Consider the following 15,739-nt stretch of genomic DNA (forward strand, 5'->3'; position numbering starts at 1 on the left):
GCGCTTTTATTAAAAAGTTAATTGATTTCAATAAGTTAACATTAATAACGCCAGCGTGGCGTCTCTACGAACACGTTATTTGATTTTTGTGTGGTTATAACAAAACACAGCAAAATATCCTTTCCTTTTGTTTATAACGTGAAATATTTAAAAATACCAAATTTATCTTCCCTCTCTCCGCTTGCGGAGGGAGGTGCCGAAGGCGGAGGGAGGGAAAAGTACGGTTGTTTTTGCAACTGCGTTGCTCCCTCCCTCAGGGCTACGCCCGGCTCCCTCTGTAAACGGAAGGAGCGAAGATTATTCTTATGGTATCTACTTTTTCTATTGTGTAATGGCTATATAATGCCAAAAATATTCCCAATTTTGACCGCACTTTCTTACCCATTAAAATATCCTCTTAATCGTCAAAGAGAGAGGAGGAAAGGGGAATAGATCAACATAAACCATAATTTACTTCACCGAAAAACCATAATTTACCAACACTTTTTGGGCGGAATCAGACTCAAGATATTTAAAGAAATCACGCGAATCGGCATTATCGTGATCTTTTAAAATCGCCATCGGATACACCACCGCTTTGTGGCTTTCAGCAGGGAATACCCCCACGGTTTTCACCTTTTTACTTACTTTGGCATCGGTGCTATATACAATGCCGTAAGGTGCTTCGGCACGTTCAACCAATGCCAATGCACCGCGCACATCTTTTGCCCGTGCCAAACGGTCTTTCACTTTATCCCACAAATTTAACTTCGTTAAGGCTTCTTCCGCATACTGCCCTGCGGGTACGTGTGCCGGATCACCCACAGATAAATAGCTATCTGTTAAGGCATTAATCCACTCTCCTTGAGAAATTTTCACAGAATCGACCGCACTTTTTATCGGTGCAATTAACACTAATGCATTGCCGGCAAGTGGTCTTTCCGTGTCTTTTACGGTTAAGTCTTTTTCAGAAAGATATTTCATCCATTTATTGCTTGCGGAAACAAAAATATCGGCAGGCGCACCTTCTTCCACCTGTTTTGCTAAAGTTGAAGAGGAAGCAAAAGAAAACACAATTTCATTTTGAGGATTTTGTTTTGCATAATCTGCGGCGACTTGCTGCAATGCATCTGTCATTGAGGCGGCGGCAAACACGGTTACTTTTGCCGAAGCATTTACCGAAAAACTCAGTGCAGCAGTGAAAAATAAAGAGGAAAGTGCGGTTGAAACGGCGGTTGTTTTTTTCATAAATCATCTCCTATGATTATTCGTTATTTACTTCATTATATAGTGAAATTTTAAATTAACACACAGAAAATCTCATTTTCAAGTAAAATATCCCCTCACGATGATAGGGAATGGCAATGAAAAATACTGAAATTTTATTAACAATCAAACTTCAACAAACACTGTTTATTGATCCGAAACGTGTTCGTTTACTCAAAGAAATTCAGCAATGTGGCTCAATTAATCAGGCGGCAAAAAATGCCAATGTCAGTTATAAAAGTGCGTGGGATCACCTTGAAGCAATGAATAAAATCAGTCCCCGTCCGTTGTTGGAACGCAATATCGGTGGAAAAAACGGCGGCGGCACGACATTGACAAATTATGCCAAACGTTTACTTCAACTTTATGATTTATTGGAAAGTACCCAAGATCACGCTTTCCGAATTTTACAAGATGAATCGATTCCCCTTGATAGCTTACTGAGTGCGACCGCCCGTTTTTCCTTACAAAGTAGCGCACGTAATCAATTCTTCGGCAAAGTGGCCCGCCAACGGATGATTCATTCCCGATATATTGTGGATGTTGATGTGGCAGAATTGCCCTCGCCTTTCCAAGTTTCTATCACCACCAAAAGTGCGGAGCGGTTAAAGCTGATGACGGAAAAAGAAGTGATGTTAATGTTTAAAGCCCCTTGGGTGAAAATCACCGAACACCCCTTAGAAAATCAGGAGAATCAGTTTCCGGTGACAATAAAATCCCTCAACGAAGAAGAAGGGATTTTACAATTTGGTCATACCGATATTGAATTTTGTGCCACTGTGACCCCATCAAACACTTACCAAGTCGGGCAATCGGTTTGGGTACATATTGATCAGGCGCAGATTATTTTGGCGACCTTAAGGTAATCAGAAAAAAGAAGGCTTGTTTTTGAACAAGCCTTTTTCATCAATTTTCTTCCAATTCATCCGCCATTGCGGCCAAGATCTCTCGGGTTAAATAAGCAAGTGAGCGGTAAAACGGCAATGTGGCGTAGGTTTCTACCTGTGTTAAAAATTTTGCGGCACAGGGTAATAAAAATGCCTCAAATAAGGTTTGTTGGGCAGAAATGGAATCCACATTATCTTCCAACCAAGACGCTGTGAGCAAAAGTAAGGCAAAATGATCCGCACTTTCCACTTCGGGCATTCCCCTTGCTTGACGGAAAGCAATAAAATCTTCCACCTTCATACCATAAGCCGAGATAGCGGTGGCAACGCTACCGTCCTTAGCAAAGAGCTTTTGATATTCTTGATCGAGTAGTGATAAATCAATTTTTAGTTGAAGATTGTCCAATGCCGCCAAACTTTCTTTATCGGTATCCAATGCCCAAACTTGCGATAAGCCTTTTTGTTGCAACCAAGCAAATACACCGGCAAGGACGTCATCCGTCGGGGCGCGATAAAATAAATTACCAAATAATCGGCTGATTAAAGAGAAATTATTAAATTGTTTTTCTGTGTTCATTACATCTTTCCATTTAAAAGTGCGGTCAGTTTTTCCCGTGTTTTTTGTTCCGCCAAATCAATCATTTTTCGGCGGGCTTCGTCATCAATCAGATGAATATCCCCGAAGAGTTCATAGTCCACATTCAAAATACCGCAATAATTAAATAAGCCGTTGATTAAACAATGATCCAAGGACTTATCCACGCCAAATTCTTTATATTTGTCCACATTGCTACCAAGTGTGATGAACTGTTGCATTTGTTTGCCTTGAAGCAAGCCCACGGATTCACCATTTTCCGTTTTATACGCAAAACCGTGGCTTAATACGCGATCCAAATACCCCTTCAAAATAGCGGGAAAGCCCATCCACCAAAGGGGATAAACCAAAGTGATCAAATCCGCTTGGCGAATAAGTTGATGTTCATATTTGACTTCTTCGGGAATAATGCCTTGGTTTGCCGCTTGCAATTCTTCAAAAGAAATGATCGGATTAAAATCTAATGTATAAAGATCGCGAAATTGTGTGCTTACCCCAAGGGTTTGGCTCGCTTTTGCCACACGATCGGCAATCGCCCGTCCAAAACTGCCTTTAGAATTCGGATGGGCAAAAATAATAAGATGATTCATTTTGTTACCTTTTCTACAATAAGTGTTATACCGTCTACACGAACGACTTTGATCAAATCATTCGCTGCCAGATGTTCCCCTTGAATACGCCAAGTGGTGTCGCCAAAAGCCCCGCGCCCAATGCCATTTGCGGCAATTTCTACAACGATTCCCTGTTTATTCAACATTGCGTGATCACGCTGATTTAATGTGCTATGCGATTGATCCCGATTGTCTTTAGTATGCTGATATTTCCACCAAAGCACCGAGAGAATACAGGCTAGTAAGGCATAGAAAATCGCCAGTTCGGCAAGGGATAAATTCGGGAAAAGAAATTGAAGTAGAGCGGTGATAAGTGCCGCCAAGCCCCACCAAAGCAGAAATACGCCCGGTATAATGACTTCGGCAATAAGCAACACAAACCCCAACACCAACCAATGCCATAATGTCCACGTTGTTAACCATTCCGCCATATTGTTGTCTCCGTAAAAATTTCCCCAATAGAAAAGTGCGGTCATAAAATTCAATAAATTTTGGCATTATGTAGAAAACGCATAAAAGGGAAATAATGTAAACGGTAGGGATACCAAGCGTGTCATCCCCACTTTTTCCAAATAGCCCTTTATTGTGCAACCGCTATATAAAATACCGTAACTTTTGACCGCACTTTAAAGCATTGCCTTACAATTTTTTATCGCCTTTCAATAATTCCGCAATACCTGCCACCGAACCAATTAGATTCCCCGCTTCTAATGGCATAAGCACCACTTTACTATTTTGCGATCCGCCAATTTCTTTTAAGGCTTCTGTATATTTTTGTGCAATGAAGTAATTAATCGCTTTCGTATCACCACTTGCAATGGCTTCAGAAACCATTTGGGTGGCTTTCGCCTCCGCTTCAGCCGCACGTTCGCGTGCTTCTGCTTGTAAAAAGGCTTCTTGACGCTCCCCTTCCGCTTTCAAAATGCGTGCTTGTTTTTCCCCTTCGGCACGTAAAATTTCTGCCTGACGAATCCCTTCCGCTTCTAGCACTTCCGCCCGTTTGTTACGTTCCGCTTTCATTTGTGCGTTCATTGAATCAATTAATTCACGTGGTGGGCGAACATCACGAATTTCAATGCGGGTAACTTTAATTCCCCAAGGATTGGTTGCTTCATCAACAATGGCGAGTAAGCGGCCATTAATCGAATCACGCTGCGATAACATTTCATCTAATTCCATTGAACCTAATACAGTACGGATATTGGTCATCGTAAGATTGATAATGGCTTGTTCAAGGTGGTTTACCTCATACGCCGCACTGCGTGCATCAATCACTTGTACAAAACACACTGCGTCAATAGATACATTAGCGTTATCTTTAGAAATGACCTCTTGCGAAGGAATATCCAATACTTGTTCCATCATATTGATTTTGCGACCTACACGATCCACAAAAGGCACAACCAAATTCAACCCCGGCATTAATGTACGGGTGTAGCGGCCAAAACGTTCAATCGTCCAGTTGTAGCCCTGCGGCACGGTTTTAACCGTTGAGAATAGGATTGCCACGACAAGCACCAGAAAGACTAAAGTAGCCATTGATAAACCGTCCATATTATTTCCTCTTTTAAGTTAGATTAAGCGGCGAAAGTCTAGCAAATTAAACCGCACGCTGTATATAGGAATATTGTGCCTTTTCTTTCACAAATTCAAAAAGATGCGTAATACAATTTGGCGCATCCGAATCCTGATGGGAAACAAATAAAAGTTGGGTTTCACTATTATTAACCAGTTGTTCAATAAAATGTTTGACTAACTTGCGATTAAGTCCGTCAAGCCCCTGAAAAGGTTCATCTAAAATTAAGACCGGTGGATGTTTGACCATTGCTCTTGCAATTAATAATAACCGTTGTTGCCCCCAAGAAAGCGATTGAAAGGGTGTTTTCGCCAATGCCGTTAAATTCAAACGTTCCAACCACTGCATCGCTTTTAAGCGAATGCTATCCGGTACTTTTTGATAGACACCAATACTATCGAAAAAACCTGAAATGATGACATCTAAAACGGCACAATTCACACGATAATCTAAGTGGAGTTGGCTGCTGACATAGCCGATTTTTTGCTTAATCTCCCAAATGGTTTCGCCGGAACCACGCTGTTTACCAAAAATCTTGACGTGATTAGAAAAAGCCTGTGGATGATCGCCGGTAATTAACGAAAGTAACGTTGATTTTCCTGCCCCATTCGGCCCTTTAATCCACCAATTTTGCTTGGCATTCACCGTCCAATTGAGATGATTTAAGATAATATTCTCACCGTATTTCACCACCACATTTTTTAATTCAAAGTGCGGTTGATTTTGAGGCAGTTTTTGCAAGGTTGAAATCGCTTCCGGCAAGGCAACATTAATGGCTTTTTCCGCATAAACCAACTGTTGATAAACAGTTTGTGTTTCAATTTCCTCTCGTCTTCCCTGCAAAATTAACCCGCCATTCTCCAACATCGCTAAATGTGTCGCCTGTTCGGGAATATCAGACAAACGATTGACAATAAGTACGATTGCGCAAGTTGATGTTAATTCCCCCAATAATGCCCTCCAATCTTTCACCGATTGCTGATCAAGCCCTTCAAAAGGTTCATCAAGAATCAATAAATCCGGCTTATTTAGCAAGGCTTGTGCCAATAAAACTTTACGGGATTCGCCCGTTGAAAGTTTAATAAAAAAGCGATCTAACAAATCCCGAATACCAAGCCTATGGGCAATTTCTTCACAATGTTTAAGATTATCGCCACCACTTAAAATAATCTCCCGTGCCGTTTTACCGAAAAATTGCGGATCTGTATCGTCATTATTGAGATCTTTTAAAATGGCTTCCATCATCTTGCGTTGTTTTTCAAAAGATAACGCATAAATTTGTTTAAATTGCCGGCAATATTCTCCCGCTTCTAAAGGCAATTTATTTTGCAAAGCAAGAGAAAATGCCGTTTTGCCACTTCCATTTCCACCAACGATCACCCAATATTGATGAGGTTTAATAGTAAAGTGCGGTAAATTTAAGTGATGATTTTTATGGAGTTTAAAGCTCGCGTTGCGAATCAAAAGTCCCATATTCTCTTTTCCTAAAAAACAAAAGGCGGGATGTACCCGCCTTTTTAAATGTTGAATTATGCGTTGTTTTTACGTTCTTCTTCCATACATACCGCTGCGGTGAATAAAACATCGGTAGATGAATTCAATGCGGTTTCGGTAGAATCTTGCAAGATACCGATAATAAAGCCCACACCAATCATTTGTGCCGCAACATCATCGGATACGCCAAATAAGCTACAAGCTAATGGAATCAAGAGTAATGAACCGCCGGCAACACCCGATGCCCCACAAGCACAAAGGGCTGCCACAACACTTAGCAAGACCGCGCTTACAAAAGATACTTCAACGCCTAAAGTATGCACTGCCGCTAAAGTCAAAATGGTAATAGTGATTGCCGCACCCGCCATATTGATATTCGCACCAAGTGGAATCGCCACGGAATAGGTTTCTTCATCAAGATTCAAGCGTTTTGCCAAACCGATATTGACCGGAATATTTGCCGCCGAACTACGCGTGAAGAATGCAGTAACACCACTTTCGCGTACGCAAGTCCATACTAACGGATAAGGATTTTTGCGGATTTTCCAATACACCAAAATAGGGTTCAATACGAATGCCGTAAAGAGCATTGTTCCCACTAATACGGACAATAATTGAACATATCCCCCTAAAGCAACTAATCCCTTGTCAGATAAGGTTTCTGCCACTAAACCAAACGCCAAACGGAGCAAAAGAAATGATGACGTGAACAATTTTTGAAATGGCTTCGGCAAAATCTGCAACAACCTGTTTGGTCGATTCGGAAGCATAACGCAATGCCACGCCTAAACCAATAGACCACGCCAACACCCCGATGAAGTTTGCTTTAAAAATCGCATTTAATGGGTTATCCACCACATTAAGCACTAAGGTTAATAAAACTTGACTGACGGATTGCGGAGCAGAACTGGCATCTTCTTTTACGGACAATGCCACTTCGGAAGGGAAAAGCATACTTGCCACCACGGCAGCAACCGCCGCTAAAAACGTGCCTAACAGATAAAGCACAACAATTTCTTTCATATTGCTTTTTGAGCCAACTTTTTTATTTGCCAAAGCTGCCATAACAAGAAAGAAAATTAAGATTGGTGCAACCGCACGTAAGGCTTTTACAAAAATTTGTCCCAATACCCCCACAGCCGAGGCAAGATCAAACCCCAAAGACTGTTGAATACTGCTATTTACCAACGCAACAAGGATTCCTAGGACAAGCCCCACAGCAATTCGTTTAACCAAATTGCCTTGGAAAAAGAAATGAAATAAACGTGATACATTCATAATAATATTTAGATAAAAGTAAGGTTGAACTTCGGATCATTGCCGATCCCCCAAAGCGAACTAAAGATAGCTTAAATTTTATCTAAAAGAAAACCTTTTTTCTTTCTTTTGTAAGGGTTTAATAATTTTCTGCCATTCATTATATTTTTTCTAAAATTTTGCCGAATAAAAAAATTTTTTCTACCGATGGTTGACAACCTGTATAGAACAACAGTATATTTATCACTGTATAAACAACCAATTATTTTTTAACCAAAGGAAATCCGATGATGAATTACGCAAATACCGCTACACAAAATGATATGACGTTTTCTTATCATCCTATGCCATTTTTTAACGATATTGAGAAAAACACCACATTCAGTAAAAAACTTGATTTAAATCTTTACTGCATTAAACGCCCGCAACAAACCTGCTTTATTCGTGTCACGAATCCAAATATGCTCGCTTGGGGAATAGAACAAGGGGATATGTTGGTTGTGGAAAGAAAAGATGAGATTTCATTAGGCGATCTTGTTGTACTTGAAAGCCAAAATGAATTTCATATTTATGAATTTATCGCCCACAATGATGAATTTGTATTTATGGCGCTTGATTCTAAAATGCAAAACATTAAAACGAGAGAATGGGCAAGTTTACCCATTGTGGGAACAGTGACTAACACCATTCATCAAATTCAACCGAAACGCAATCTGTTAAAATTTGCCGCATAATGCGAAGAAAGTGCGGTTAAAAATGACGAAGTTTTTGGTATATCGCTACTGCACAATAGACACAGAAGTAAGAATAATACGCTAACGTCCGTGATATTAGTCCACTAAAATTTCTCGAATATAAAATAGGGACACGAAGCATCGTGTCCCTACCCATCTCATTGTTCCAACTTAATGTGCTATATCAACTTGATGTACTACACAATATCAAATCGTCTAACGGCCTTTTCATCCTCCCCATTGACTTAATCATAAAGATCCTCTCCGTCTTTACGGGTTCTTAATAATTGCAAGATCCATACATATTGTTCCGGTGTGGGGGTGACGAAAGATTCAATTTCTTCATTCATTGCGCGGGCGGATTGTTCAGGGTCATCACTGAGCACCATAGCGGGGTGAATTTCCATTTCATATTTTCCGCTTTCGGCGTTATAGCGTGGAAACATTGGAATCACCACTGCTTTGGCAAGTTTTGCCATTTTATTTAATCCCGGTAAGGTGGCTTTATAGGTTGCAAAAAAATCCACAAACACACTTTGTTCTGCCCCAAAATCTTCATCAGGCAAGTAATAGCCCATTTCCCCTTTGCGGACATAATTTAAAAAAGGCTTGATACCATTTTGGCGGGCGTGCATTTTTCCGCCAAAACGCTGGCGGGTAATCGTCCAAAGCCAATCCACCAATGGGTTGCGATGAGGATTGTACATTGATGTCATTGGCATACCGTGAGTGTGTAAAATAATCCCCGAAGCATCAATCGCCCAACCGTGCGGCACCATTAAAATAATGTTATAGCCTTCTGCTTTTGCCTTTTGAATATGCTCAATGCCAATAAACTCGCTGCGTTTTTGCAGATGTTTTTTAGAGCGAATGGCAATTTCGCCAATACCAAACATCACCTGCCCTACCACTGCAAACATTTTATCAATCACCTGTTCACGCTGTTGTTCTGTCCAGTTGGGAAAGCACAGTTGTAAATTGGTTTGCGCGCGCTTACGTTGTTTTTTGGCTTTTCGCCCAATCCAGACACCCAATTTTCCGGCTATTTTGTCGCGTAAGCGAAAAGGAATGAGTGCCAGTAATAGTAAGAAAAAAATACCCAGCCATATTCCCCAATATTGGGGTTTTAAATACGACCACGAAAAATGCGGTTCATAACCCACTCGTGCGGTTAAACGTATATTTTTTTGAGAATCTGTCATAATAAAAACGATTGCGGAATTAACCGCACTTTAAAAATTAAACCAGCCTTGATCGTACGCCATTTTCACTGTCATTCCCAATGACATCAGCACAACCATTGGTCGAATGAGTTGCTTGCCTTTTGTCATCACCATTTTTGCCCCCCAATTTGCGCCAAGAATACTGCCCAACATCATTACAATACCTGCCGTCCACAAAATTTGTCCGCCGGCGAAAAACAGTAAAAAAGAAGCAAAGTTTGAGGTGAAATTCATTACTTTGGCGTGTGCGGTTGCTTTTGAAAGATTAAAGCCGAGCAATACCACGCAAGCCAAACTCATTATCGATCCCGTTCCCGGCCCGAAGAAGCCATCATAAAAACCGAGAAAAGGGCTAACTATCACGCCAAAAGAAAAATACCTGAGACGTTGTTTGCGATCACTTTCCCCTAATGTTGGGGTAAATAAAAAATACAAGCCGATCGCTAAAATAAGAAAGGGCAATAACTTTTTGAAAATAGACACATCCAGCATTCTAATCAGCACTGTGCCGCACGCTGATCCCATAAAGACACAGAGAAGAATAAACCAAAATTCCCGCAAATTGACCGCTCTTTTGCGCAGAAAATACATTCCTGCGGAAAATGCACCGCCCATTGCCTGCAATTTATTTGTGCCTAAAGCAACTGCGGGAGGCATACCAGTCATTAATAAGGTGGGAATGGTGATTAAACCACCTCCACCGGCAATGGCATCAATAAATGCAGCGACAAATGCCACCACAAAAAGTATGACTAAAACATCAATACCTAATTCCATTTTCTTTCCCGATTGTGAATTTCAGTTTACTTTAACCATTCGTGACGATTTGGTGAACTTAACACCTGTTGACATAAAAAGGGTTCAGGCGGAACTACTTTCGGTTTAGTCGAGCCACTGCTTGGTTTTGACGGTTCAAACCACGAATAAAGCTCGTCACCACAACCGTCACCGGCAGGAACAGGGGCTTGATTTTCACAATATGCAGCGTCAACAGGGCATTTTAATCGCACGTGAAAATGGGAATCGTGTCCAAACCAAGGGCGAATTTTATGTAACCATCCCCGATCTGCCCCTGCCGTTTGGCAGAGTTTTAATTTAATCGCCGGATTGACAAAAATGCGGGTAACATCGGGATCTTGTGCGGCTAATTTAATTAATGTTGCGTGATGATTGTTCCACACGCGTTCATCGACTCGCTGTGCTTGACGATTCACCACCAATAATCCTTTGCCATCGGAATTAAGGGCATCCGCATCAGACATCGCCCCCATTCGTAACCAAATATCCGCATCCAATCCCATTTGATGGCTGGCGTGTCCGGTTAGAAAACGCCCACCACCCGGCATTGCAATATCCCCCACCAGCATTGTCGGTAAGCCCGCTGCTTTTGCCCGTTCGCCCAAACGTTCAAGGTATTTAATCATCGCCGGATGGCCGTAATAACGGTTGCGGTTCATACGAATCACTTGATAGCCTTCCCCTTTTGCCGGCAAGGCTTGTGCGCCAATAATACAACCGTTGGAATAACTGCCAATCGGTTTCGCTTTGCCATCTTCACTTGGAATTGGACGTTTAATTTGCTGCCAATCCTGTGGTGCGGCTTGTAAGTTTAAAGAAAAAAGTGCGGTAAAAATGACCGCCGTTTTTAATAGCATTTTTTTCATTCAAAGACTCATTTATTTATACTATTTACATTGTGCTTTAAAGCGTAACAAGTGATCCAATAACACAATCGCTACCATCGCTTCGGCAATGGGAACAGCACGAATACCGACACAAGGATCGTGGCGACCTTTTGTCACCACTTCCACCGCCTCCCCCTCTAAATTGACGGAACGTCCGGGGATGGTAATGCTGGAAGTGGGTTTTAAGGCAATCGTGGCAATAATGGGTTGTCCGGAACTAATGCCCCCTAAAATACCGCCGGCGTGATTACTTTCAAAGCCATTCGGTGTCATTTCATCACGATGTTGGCTGCCCCGTTGTTCCACCACCGCAAAACCGTCACCTATTTCCACCCCTTTCACGGCATTAATGCCCATTAAGGCGTGGGCAAGGTCGGCATCTAAGCGATCAAAGACCGGTTCCCCCAATCCAACGGGAACATTCTCCGCAATCACCGTCAATTTTGCCCCAATGGAATCCCCTTCTTTTTTCAGATCGCGAATTAATTCATCAAATTTTTCGACCGCACTTTCATCGGGACAGAAAAAGGGATTGCTATTTACTTTTTCCCAATCAATGTTGCTTAGGGTTTGTGGCACAATTTTGATCTCCCCAATCTGGCTTAAAAAACCACGAACTTCAATGCCAAATTGTTCACGCAAATATTTTTTGGCAATCGCACCGGCAGCCACCCGCATTGCGGTTTCACGTGCAGAAGAACGCCCACCGCCACGATAATCACGAATGCCGTATTTTTGTTGATAGGTAAAATCAGCGTGTCCCGGACGAAAACGATCTTTAATTTCGCCATAATCTTGCGAACGTTGATCGCCGTTTTTAATGATCATTCCAATGCTCGTACCGGTGGTTTTTCCTTCAAAAACACCGGATAAAATTTGCACTTCATCCGCTTCACGGCGTGCGGTGGTATAACGGGAAGTGCCTGGTTTGCGGCGATCCAAATCCGGTTGAATATCCGCTTCGGATAATGCCATATTCGGTGGCACGCCATCTACGATACAGCCTAATGCGATACCGTGAGATTCCCCAAAGGTTGTCACACGGAAAAGTTGTCCAATGCTGTTACCTGCCATATTTTCCCCTTAATTGTTGTTATTGTTTTGTGGCTAATTTTGTTGCATTTACATCCACAAACGGAATTTCTTCTCCTGTGTCGTTATTTTTAATAAAGACATCAAGTTGGTTAAATGCAATATCAATATTATTTTCGGCAAAAAGCTCGTTGATACGGCGATTAAGCACATCTGTCGTATTGGTACGATCCCCAATTTGACCGACATAAACCCGTAATTCGTGATCTAATGTGCTTGCACCAAAACTCAAGAATAATGCTCTTGGTTCAGGATCTTTCAAAATGGTTGGTTGTTCGTGAGCGGCCTGAAGCAATAATTTTTTCACTAATTCCAAATCCGAACCATAGGCAACGCCAACGGTAATGACTAAACGTGTCATTGTGCTTGAAAGCGCCCAGTTGATCACCTGCCCTGTTACGAAAGATTTATTCGGCACAATCACTTCTTTACGATCAAAATCGATCAAGGTAATCGCCCGAATACGAATTTTCGCCACCGTGCCACTTACGCCGTTAATTGTCACCGTATCACCCACTCGAATTGGACGCTCAAATAACAAGATAATCCCGGAAACAAAGTTTGCGAAAATTTCTTGCATACCAAAACCAAGCCCTACGGAAAGTGCGGCAAATAGCCATTGTAATTTTGACCAAGACATTCCCAATGTAGCAAACGCCCAAGCTCCACCAACCGCCACGATGATGTAAGTTAATAAAGTGGTGATCGTATAAGGCGTGCCTTGCGATAATTTTAAGCGAGAGAACAACATCACTTCTAAAATACCGGAAATATTGCGCACTAAAACATAAGTAATCACCACAATAATCAGGGCGACCAATAAATTAAACAGCGTAATACTTTCCGTGACGTTTGCGCCATCAACAACCGAAACCTGTTGCCATAGGGTAATATCCCGCAGATAACTTGCCACCGTCACAAGATCTGACCAAACAAAGTAGAAAATGGCGAATAATGCCGTCCAAATAAAGAGATCGGCAAAACGTAATAATTGGCTTCTTACTTCATTGAGTGCCAACCCTTCCTCTTGATCGCTCACCATCACCACATCATCTGAAGGTGTGCCATCATTAAATCCTTCTGCTTTTTGTGTACGTTTTTCCATTAAACGGCGATGTGCCAAACGGCGTGATGACACGGTAATTCCACGATAAATCACATTGCGTAAAACAAACCACACACACCACGCAATATAAGAACTAATGAGATGTTGAATTAAATTCAGCACCGTATAGTAATAGCCTAACGCGATCAAAATGATGAAACCAATTGGGGTCAGTTGCAGCAGAATTTGAATAACTCTTATGATAACATTACGTTGTGCCTGACTTTCTTCATAAGCTTTTACGGCTCGACTAAAGCGGGGCGCAACAATCAGCATACAGAAAATAAGCGCTGCAATGGTATTGAGTTCACCCAGTACATCATTTGCCAAGCCATTATCCATCACATTGCTAAACACCGAGGTATTTAATAGCAACACAACGGTAATAATAATGCGTTTTACCACGCCACGGAATTTCTCCGCATCTTCCTGTGCAAAACCAAAATGACGTACAAAAATACCGTTAGGACGGAAAATGGCAAACCACACATTAAAGAACCACCAGTATCCTGCCATTCGGAACGACCAATCCCAAAACTCTTGCGGATTGCGGAAGAAGAAAAAGCCGATTAATTGACAAATCGCCAAAAACCAAAGCGTACCGGATAAATTTAACAAACAGGTCAAAATCAAGGCAATGGGGGTGTGCCATTGGGTATCTGAACGTAATGTATTGATTTCCCCATTGATCACCGCCAAACGTTCCTTGATTTTCGGTTTAAATTTAAAAATCGCCCCACCGATTACCAAAAGAATGAAAGCATAAGTCAATAATGCCGGCAAGTTATCATAATTGGTTGGGAAGCCTAAATGCTTCACCATACCATCAAATTGTGCTTTTAATGATCTTGGTAAGGCTTGCACCCAATCCAGATTAATCGGATTGTTACTTTTCACCCAGAAACTTTGTTGTTCCAACTTAGATTGGATTTCATCACTAATTTGCGTGATTTGTTGTTGGGTTAATTCTAATGAAATCGCCAAATTTAATTGATTATTCAGTGATTTAATCAGATCCGACCCCATTTTACGGCGTTCCGTTAATAAATTGGTAAGCTGTGTTTTTTCTGCCGCCGTGAAGGTGCGATTTTCATCCGTTTCGATTTTTTGAATATAAGCATCAAGATCGTAGAGTTCATTACGGCGTTGCGTAATATCAAAAATCTGCACACGTAAATCGGCAATTTGTTTTGACAAGCCTTGAATATTGAGATTTGTCGGCAATTTTTGTTTTTGTTGCTGAATAATGCGGGAAAGCACCAACGTTCCCTGCAAGGCACTAATTTGTTCATCAATGGTACGCTGTGTTTGCGTTAAGCTATCCAACACATTACGCATTCTGAGTTCATCTTGCGTTAAAGTATTGGTTTTTTCCGTTTGTTGTAACAAATATTGGCTTAATTGGGCATTTAGATCCAATTCCTTTTGAATGTAATCATTTTTGACCGCACTTTGCTGTTGTTGCTGTGCCTGTTCAACTTTATCTTGGGTTTGCTCAAGATTTTTTTGATTAATCGCCTCTTGAATTGCCGCAATCTGTTGTAGCTGAAGTTGTTGTTTGGTACTTAGCAAGTCATACCGACTTTGGTAAAGCAAAGAAAGCTGATCGCTATTTTTTAATAAGGTTTGATTGTAATTGTTTTTCAGTTCAATCAGTTGTAATTCCAACTGATATTGCTGTTGTAATGTATTATCCTGTGTCCCATCGGAAAGCTGTTGATTCAAAGTTTGGCTTCGCTTTAAATTATCCGTCAACGCCGTTTGCGCACGTTCGGAAACGGAACTTTGCCCCGCCAGCAAAGCATTGGCGGTACTCAATGCGGTTTGTGTTTCCTGCTGTTGGGTATTCAATGTATTGAGCGAGCCCTGCAAGTTCTCTAAAGAACTGCCTTTATAATCGTCCGGTTTCGCCTGTCCCAGCCCTTTTTTCAGATCCTGCAATTCCTTTCCATTTTTTTGAATTTTCGCATCGGCACGATTAATGGTGTCATTAAGTTCATCATTATTTTTTTGCTGCGTTTGAATCTGTTGTAACAAATCCAATGAAGTTTGTAGTTGCTCCACGCGTGTTTTTTTCAAATCCGCATCATCCAATTTCTGCGCATCAGCTAATGCCGATTTTAAACTTTGCTCGGTAGGCAAAGATGTCGCCGGTTCTGCCATAACCGAGTGGGATAATGCCAAGCCCAGTAAAACACTTAAAGAAAGTGCGGTTAAAAAACGAGGTAATTTCAT

General features: G+C 41.4%; 13 protein-coding genes and 1 pseudogene. 2 read left to right on the plus strand and 12 right to left on the minus strand.

Going from position 1 to position 15,739, the window contains the following annotated elements; translation table 11 throughout:
* Window positions 1–450: 450 nt before the first annotated feature.
* Window positions 451–1,227, minus strand: a complete 777-nt coding sequence (gene modA, locus BKL49_RS07190) for a molybdate ABC transporter substrate-binding protein (RefSeq protein ID WP_077423988.1) — start codon at window positions 1,225–1,227, stop codon at window positions 451–453.
* A gap of 116 nt (window positions 1,228–1,343) precedes the next feature.
* Between modA and BKL49_RS07195 the strand changes: the two genes are divergently transcribed.
* Complete coding sequence (locus BKL49_RS07195; RefSeq protein WP_077423990.1) at window positions 1,344–2,111, plus strand: TOBE domain-containing protein; 768 nt, start codon at window positions 1,344–1,346, stop codon at window positions 2,109–2,111.
* Between the two features lie 40 nt (window positions 2,112–2,151).
* Here BKL49_RS07195 and BKL49_RS07200 read toward each other — a convergent pair whose 3' ends face one another.
* From BKL49_RS07200 to sstT, 6 genes and pseudogenes are all read right to left on the minus strand, one after another.
* Window positions 2,152–2,709, minus strand: coding sequence for a TorD/DmsD family molecular chaperone (locus tag BKL49_RS07200; protein ID WP_077423992.1), 558 nt, complete (start codon window positions 2,707–2,709; stop codon window positions 2,152–2,154).
* On the minus strand, window positions 2,709–3,317 hold the full coding sequence (locus BKL49_RS07205; protein ID WP_077423994.1) for an NAD(P)H-dependent oxidoreductase: 609 nt from the start codon (window positions 3,315–3,317) through the stop codon (window positions 2,709–2,711). Before BKL49_RS07205 ends, BKL49_RS07200 begins: the two co-directional genes overlap by 1 nt.
* Window positions 3,314–3,769, minus strand: coding sequence for an NfeD family protein (locus tag BKL49_RS07210; RefSeq protein WP_077423996.1), 456 nt, complete (start codon window positions 3,767–3,769; stop codon window positions 3,314–3,316). Before BKL49_RS07210 ends, BKL49_RS07205 begins: the two co-directional genes overlap by 4 nt.
* A 208-nt stretch (window positions 3,770–3,977) precedes the next feature.
* On the minus strand, window positions 3,978–4,892 hold the full coding sequence (locus tag BKL49_RS07215; protein WP_077423998.1) for an SPFH domain-containing protein: 915 nt from the start codon (window positions 4,890–4,892) through the stop codon (window positions 3,978–3,980).
* A 46-nt stretch (window positions 4,893–4,938) separates the two neighbouring features.
* Window positions 4,939–6,387 carry a molybdate ABC transporter ATP-binding protein ModF gene (gene modF / locus BKL49_RS07220; RefSeq protein WP_077424001.1) on the minus strand — a complete coding sequence of 483 codons (1,449 nt, stop codon included), beginning with the start codon at window positions 6,385–6,387 and terminating at the stop codon, window positions 4,939–4,941.
* A gap of 56 nt (window positions 6,388–6,443) precedes the next feature.
* Window positions 6,444–7,686: pseudogene (gene sstT / locus BKL49_RS07225) on the minus strand (serine/threonine transporter SstT).
* Window positions 7,687–7,955: 269 nt separating this feature from the next.
* Between sstT and BKL49_RS07230 the strand changes: the two are divergent.
* Complete coding sequence (locus BKL49_RS07230; protein ID WP_077424038.1) at window positions 7,956–8,399, plus strand: LexA family protein; 444 nt, start codon at window positions 7,956–7,958, stop codon at window positions 8,397–8,399.
* 245 nt (window positions 8,400–8,644) lie between these two features.
* Here the strand turns inward: BKL49_RS07230 and lpxM are convergent, their stop codons facing one another.
* From lpxM to mscK, 5 genes are read right to left on the minus strand one after another with little or no spacing between them, the layout of a single operon-like run.
* Entirely contained in the window at window positions 8,645–9,601 is a 957-nt protein-coding gene (gene lpxM, locus BKL49_RS07235; RefSeq protein WP_077424003.1) for a lauroyl-Kdo(2)-lipid IV(A) myristoyltransferase, read from the minus strand.
* A 30-nt stretch (window positions 9,602–9,631) separates the two neighbouring features.
* Complete coding sequence (locus tag BKL49_RS07240; protein WP_077424005.1) at window positions 9,632–10,399, minus strand: TSUP family transporter; 768 nt, start codon at window positions 10,397–10,399, stop codon at window positions 9,632–9,634.
* Between the two features lie 26 nt (window positions 10,400–10,425).
* The gene (gene mepA / locus BKL49_RS07245) at window positions 10,426–11,286 is read right to left on the minus strand and encodes a penicillin-insensitive murein endopeptidase (protein ID WP_077424007.1); all 861 of its coding nucleotides are present in this window, start codon (window positions 11,284–11,286) and stop codon (window positions 10,426–10,428) included.
* 21 nt (window positions 11,287–11,307) lie between these two features.
* Complete coding sequence (gene aroC / locus BKL49_RS07250; protein WP_077424009.1) at window positions 11,308–12,381, minus strand: chorismate synthase; 1,074 nt, start codon at window positions 12,379–12,381, stop codon at window positions 11,308–11,310.
* 19 nt (window positions 12,382–12,400) lie between these two features.
* Window positions 12,401–15,739 (minus strand): mechanosensitive channel MscK, encoded by a 3,339-nt coding sequence (gene mscK, locus BKL49_RS07255; RefSeq protein ID WP_077424011.1) that lies wholly within the window; start codon window positions 15,737–15,739, stop codon window positions 12,401–12,403.

Origin of the sequence: Rodentibacter myodis (assembly GCF_001999305.1) — a bacterium.
GTDB classification, from domain to species: Bacteria; Pseudomonadota; Gammaproteobacteria; order Enterobacterales; family Pasteurellaceae; genus Rodentibacter; species Rodentibacter myodis.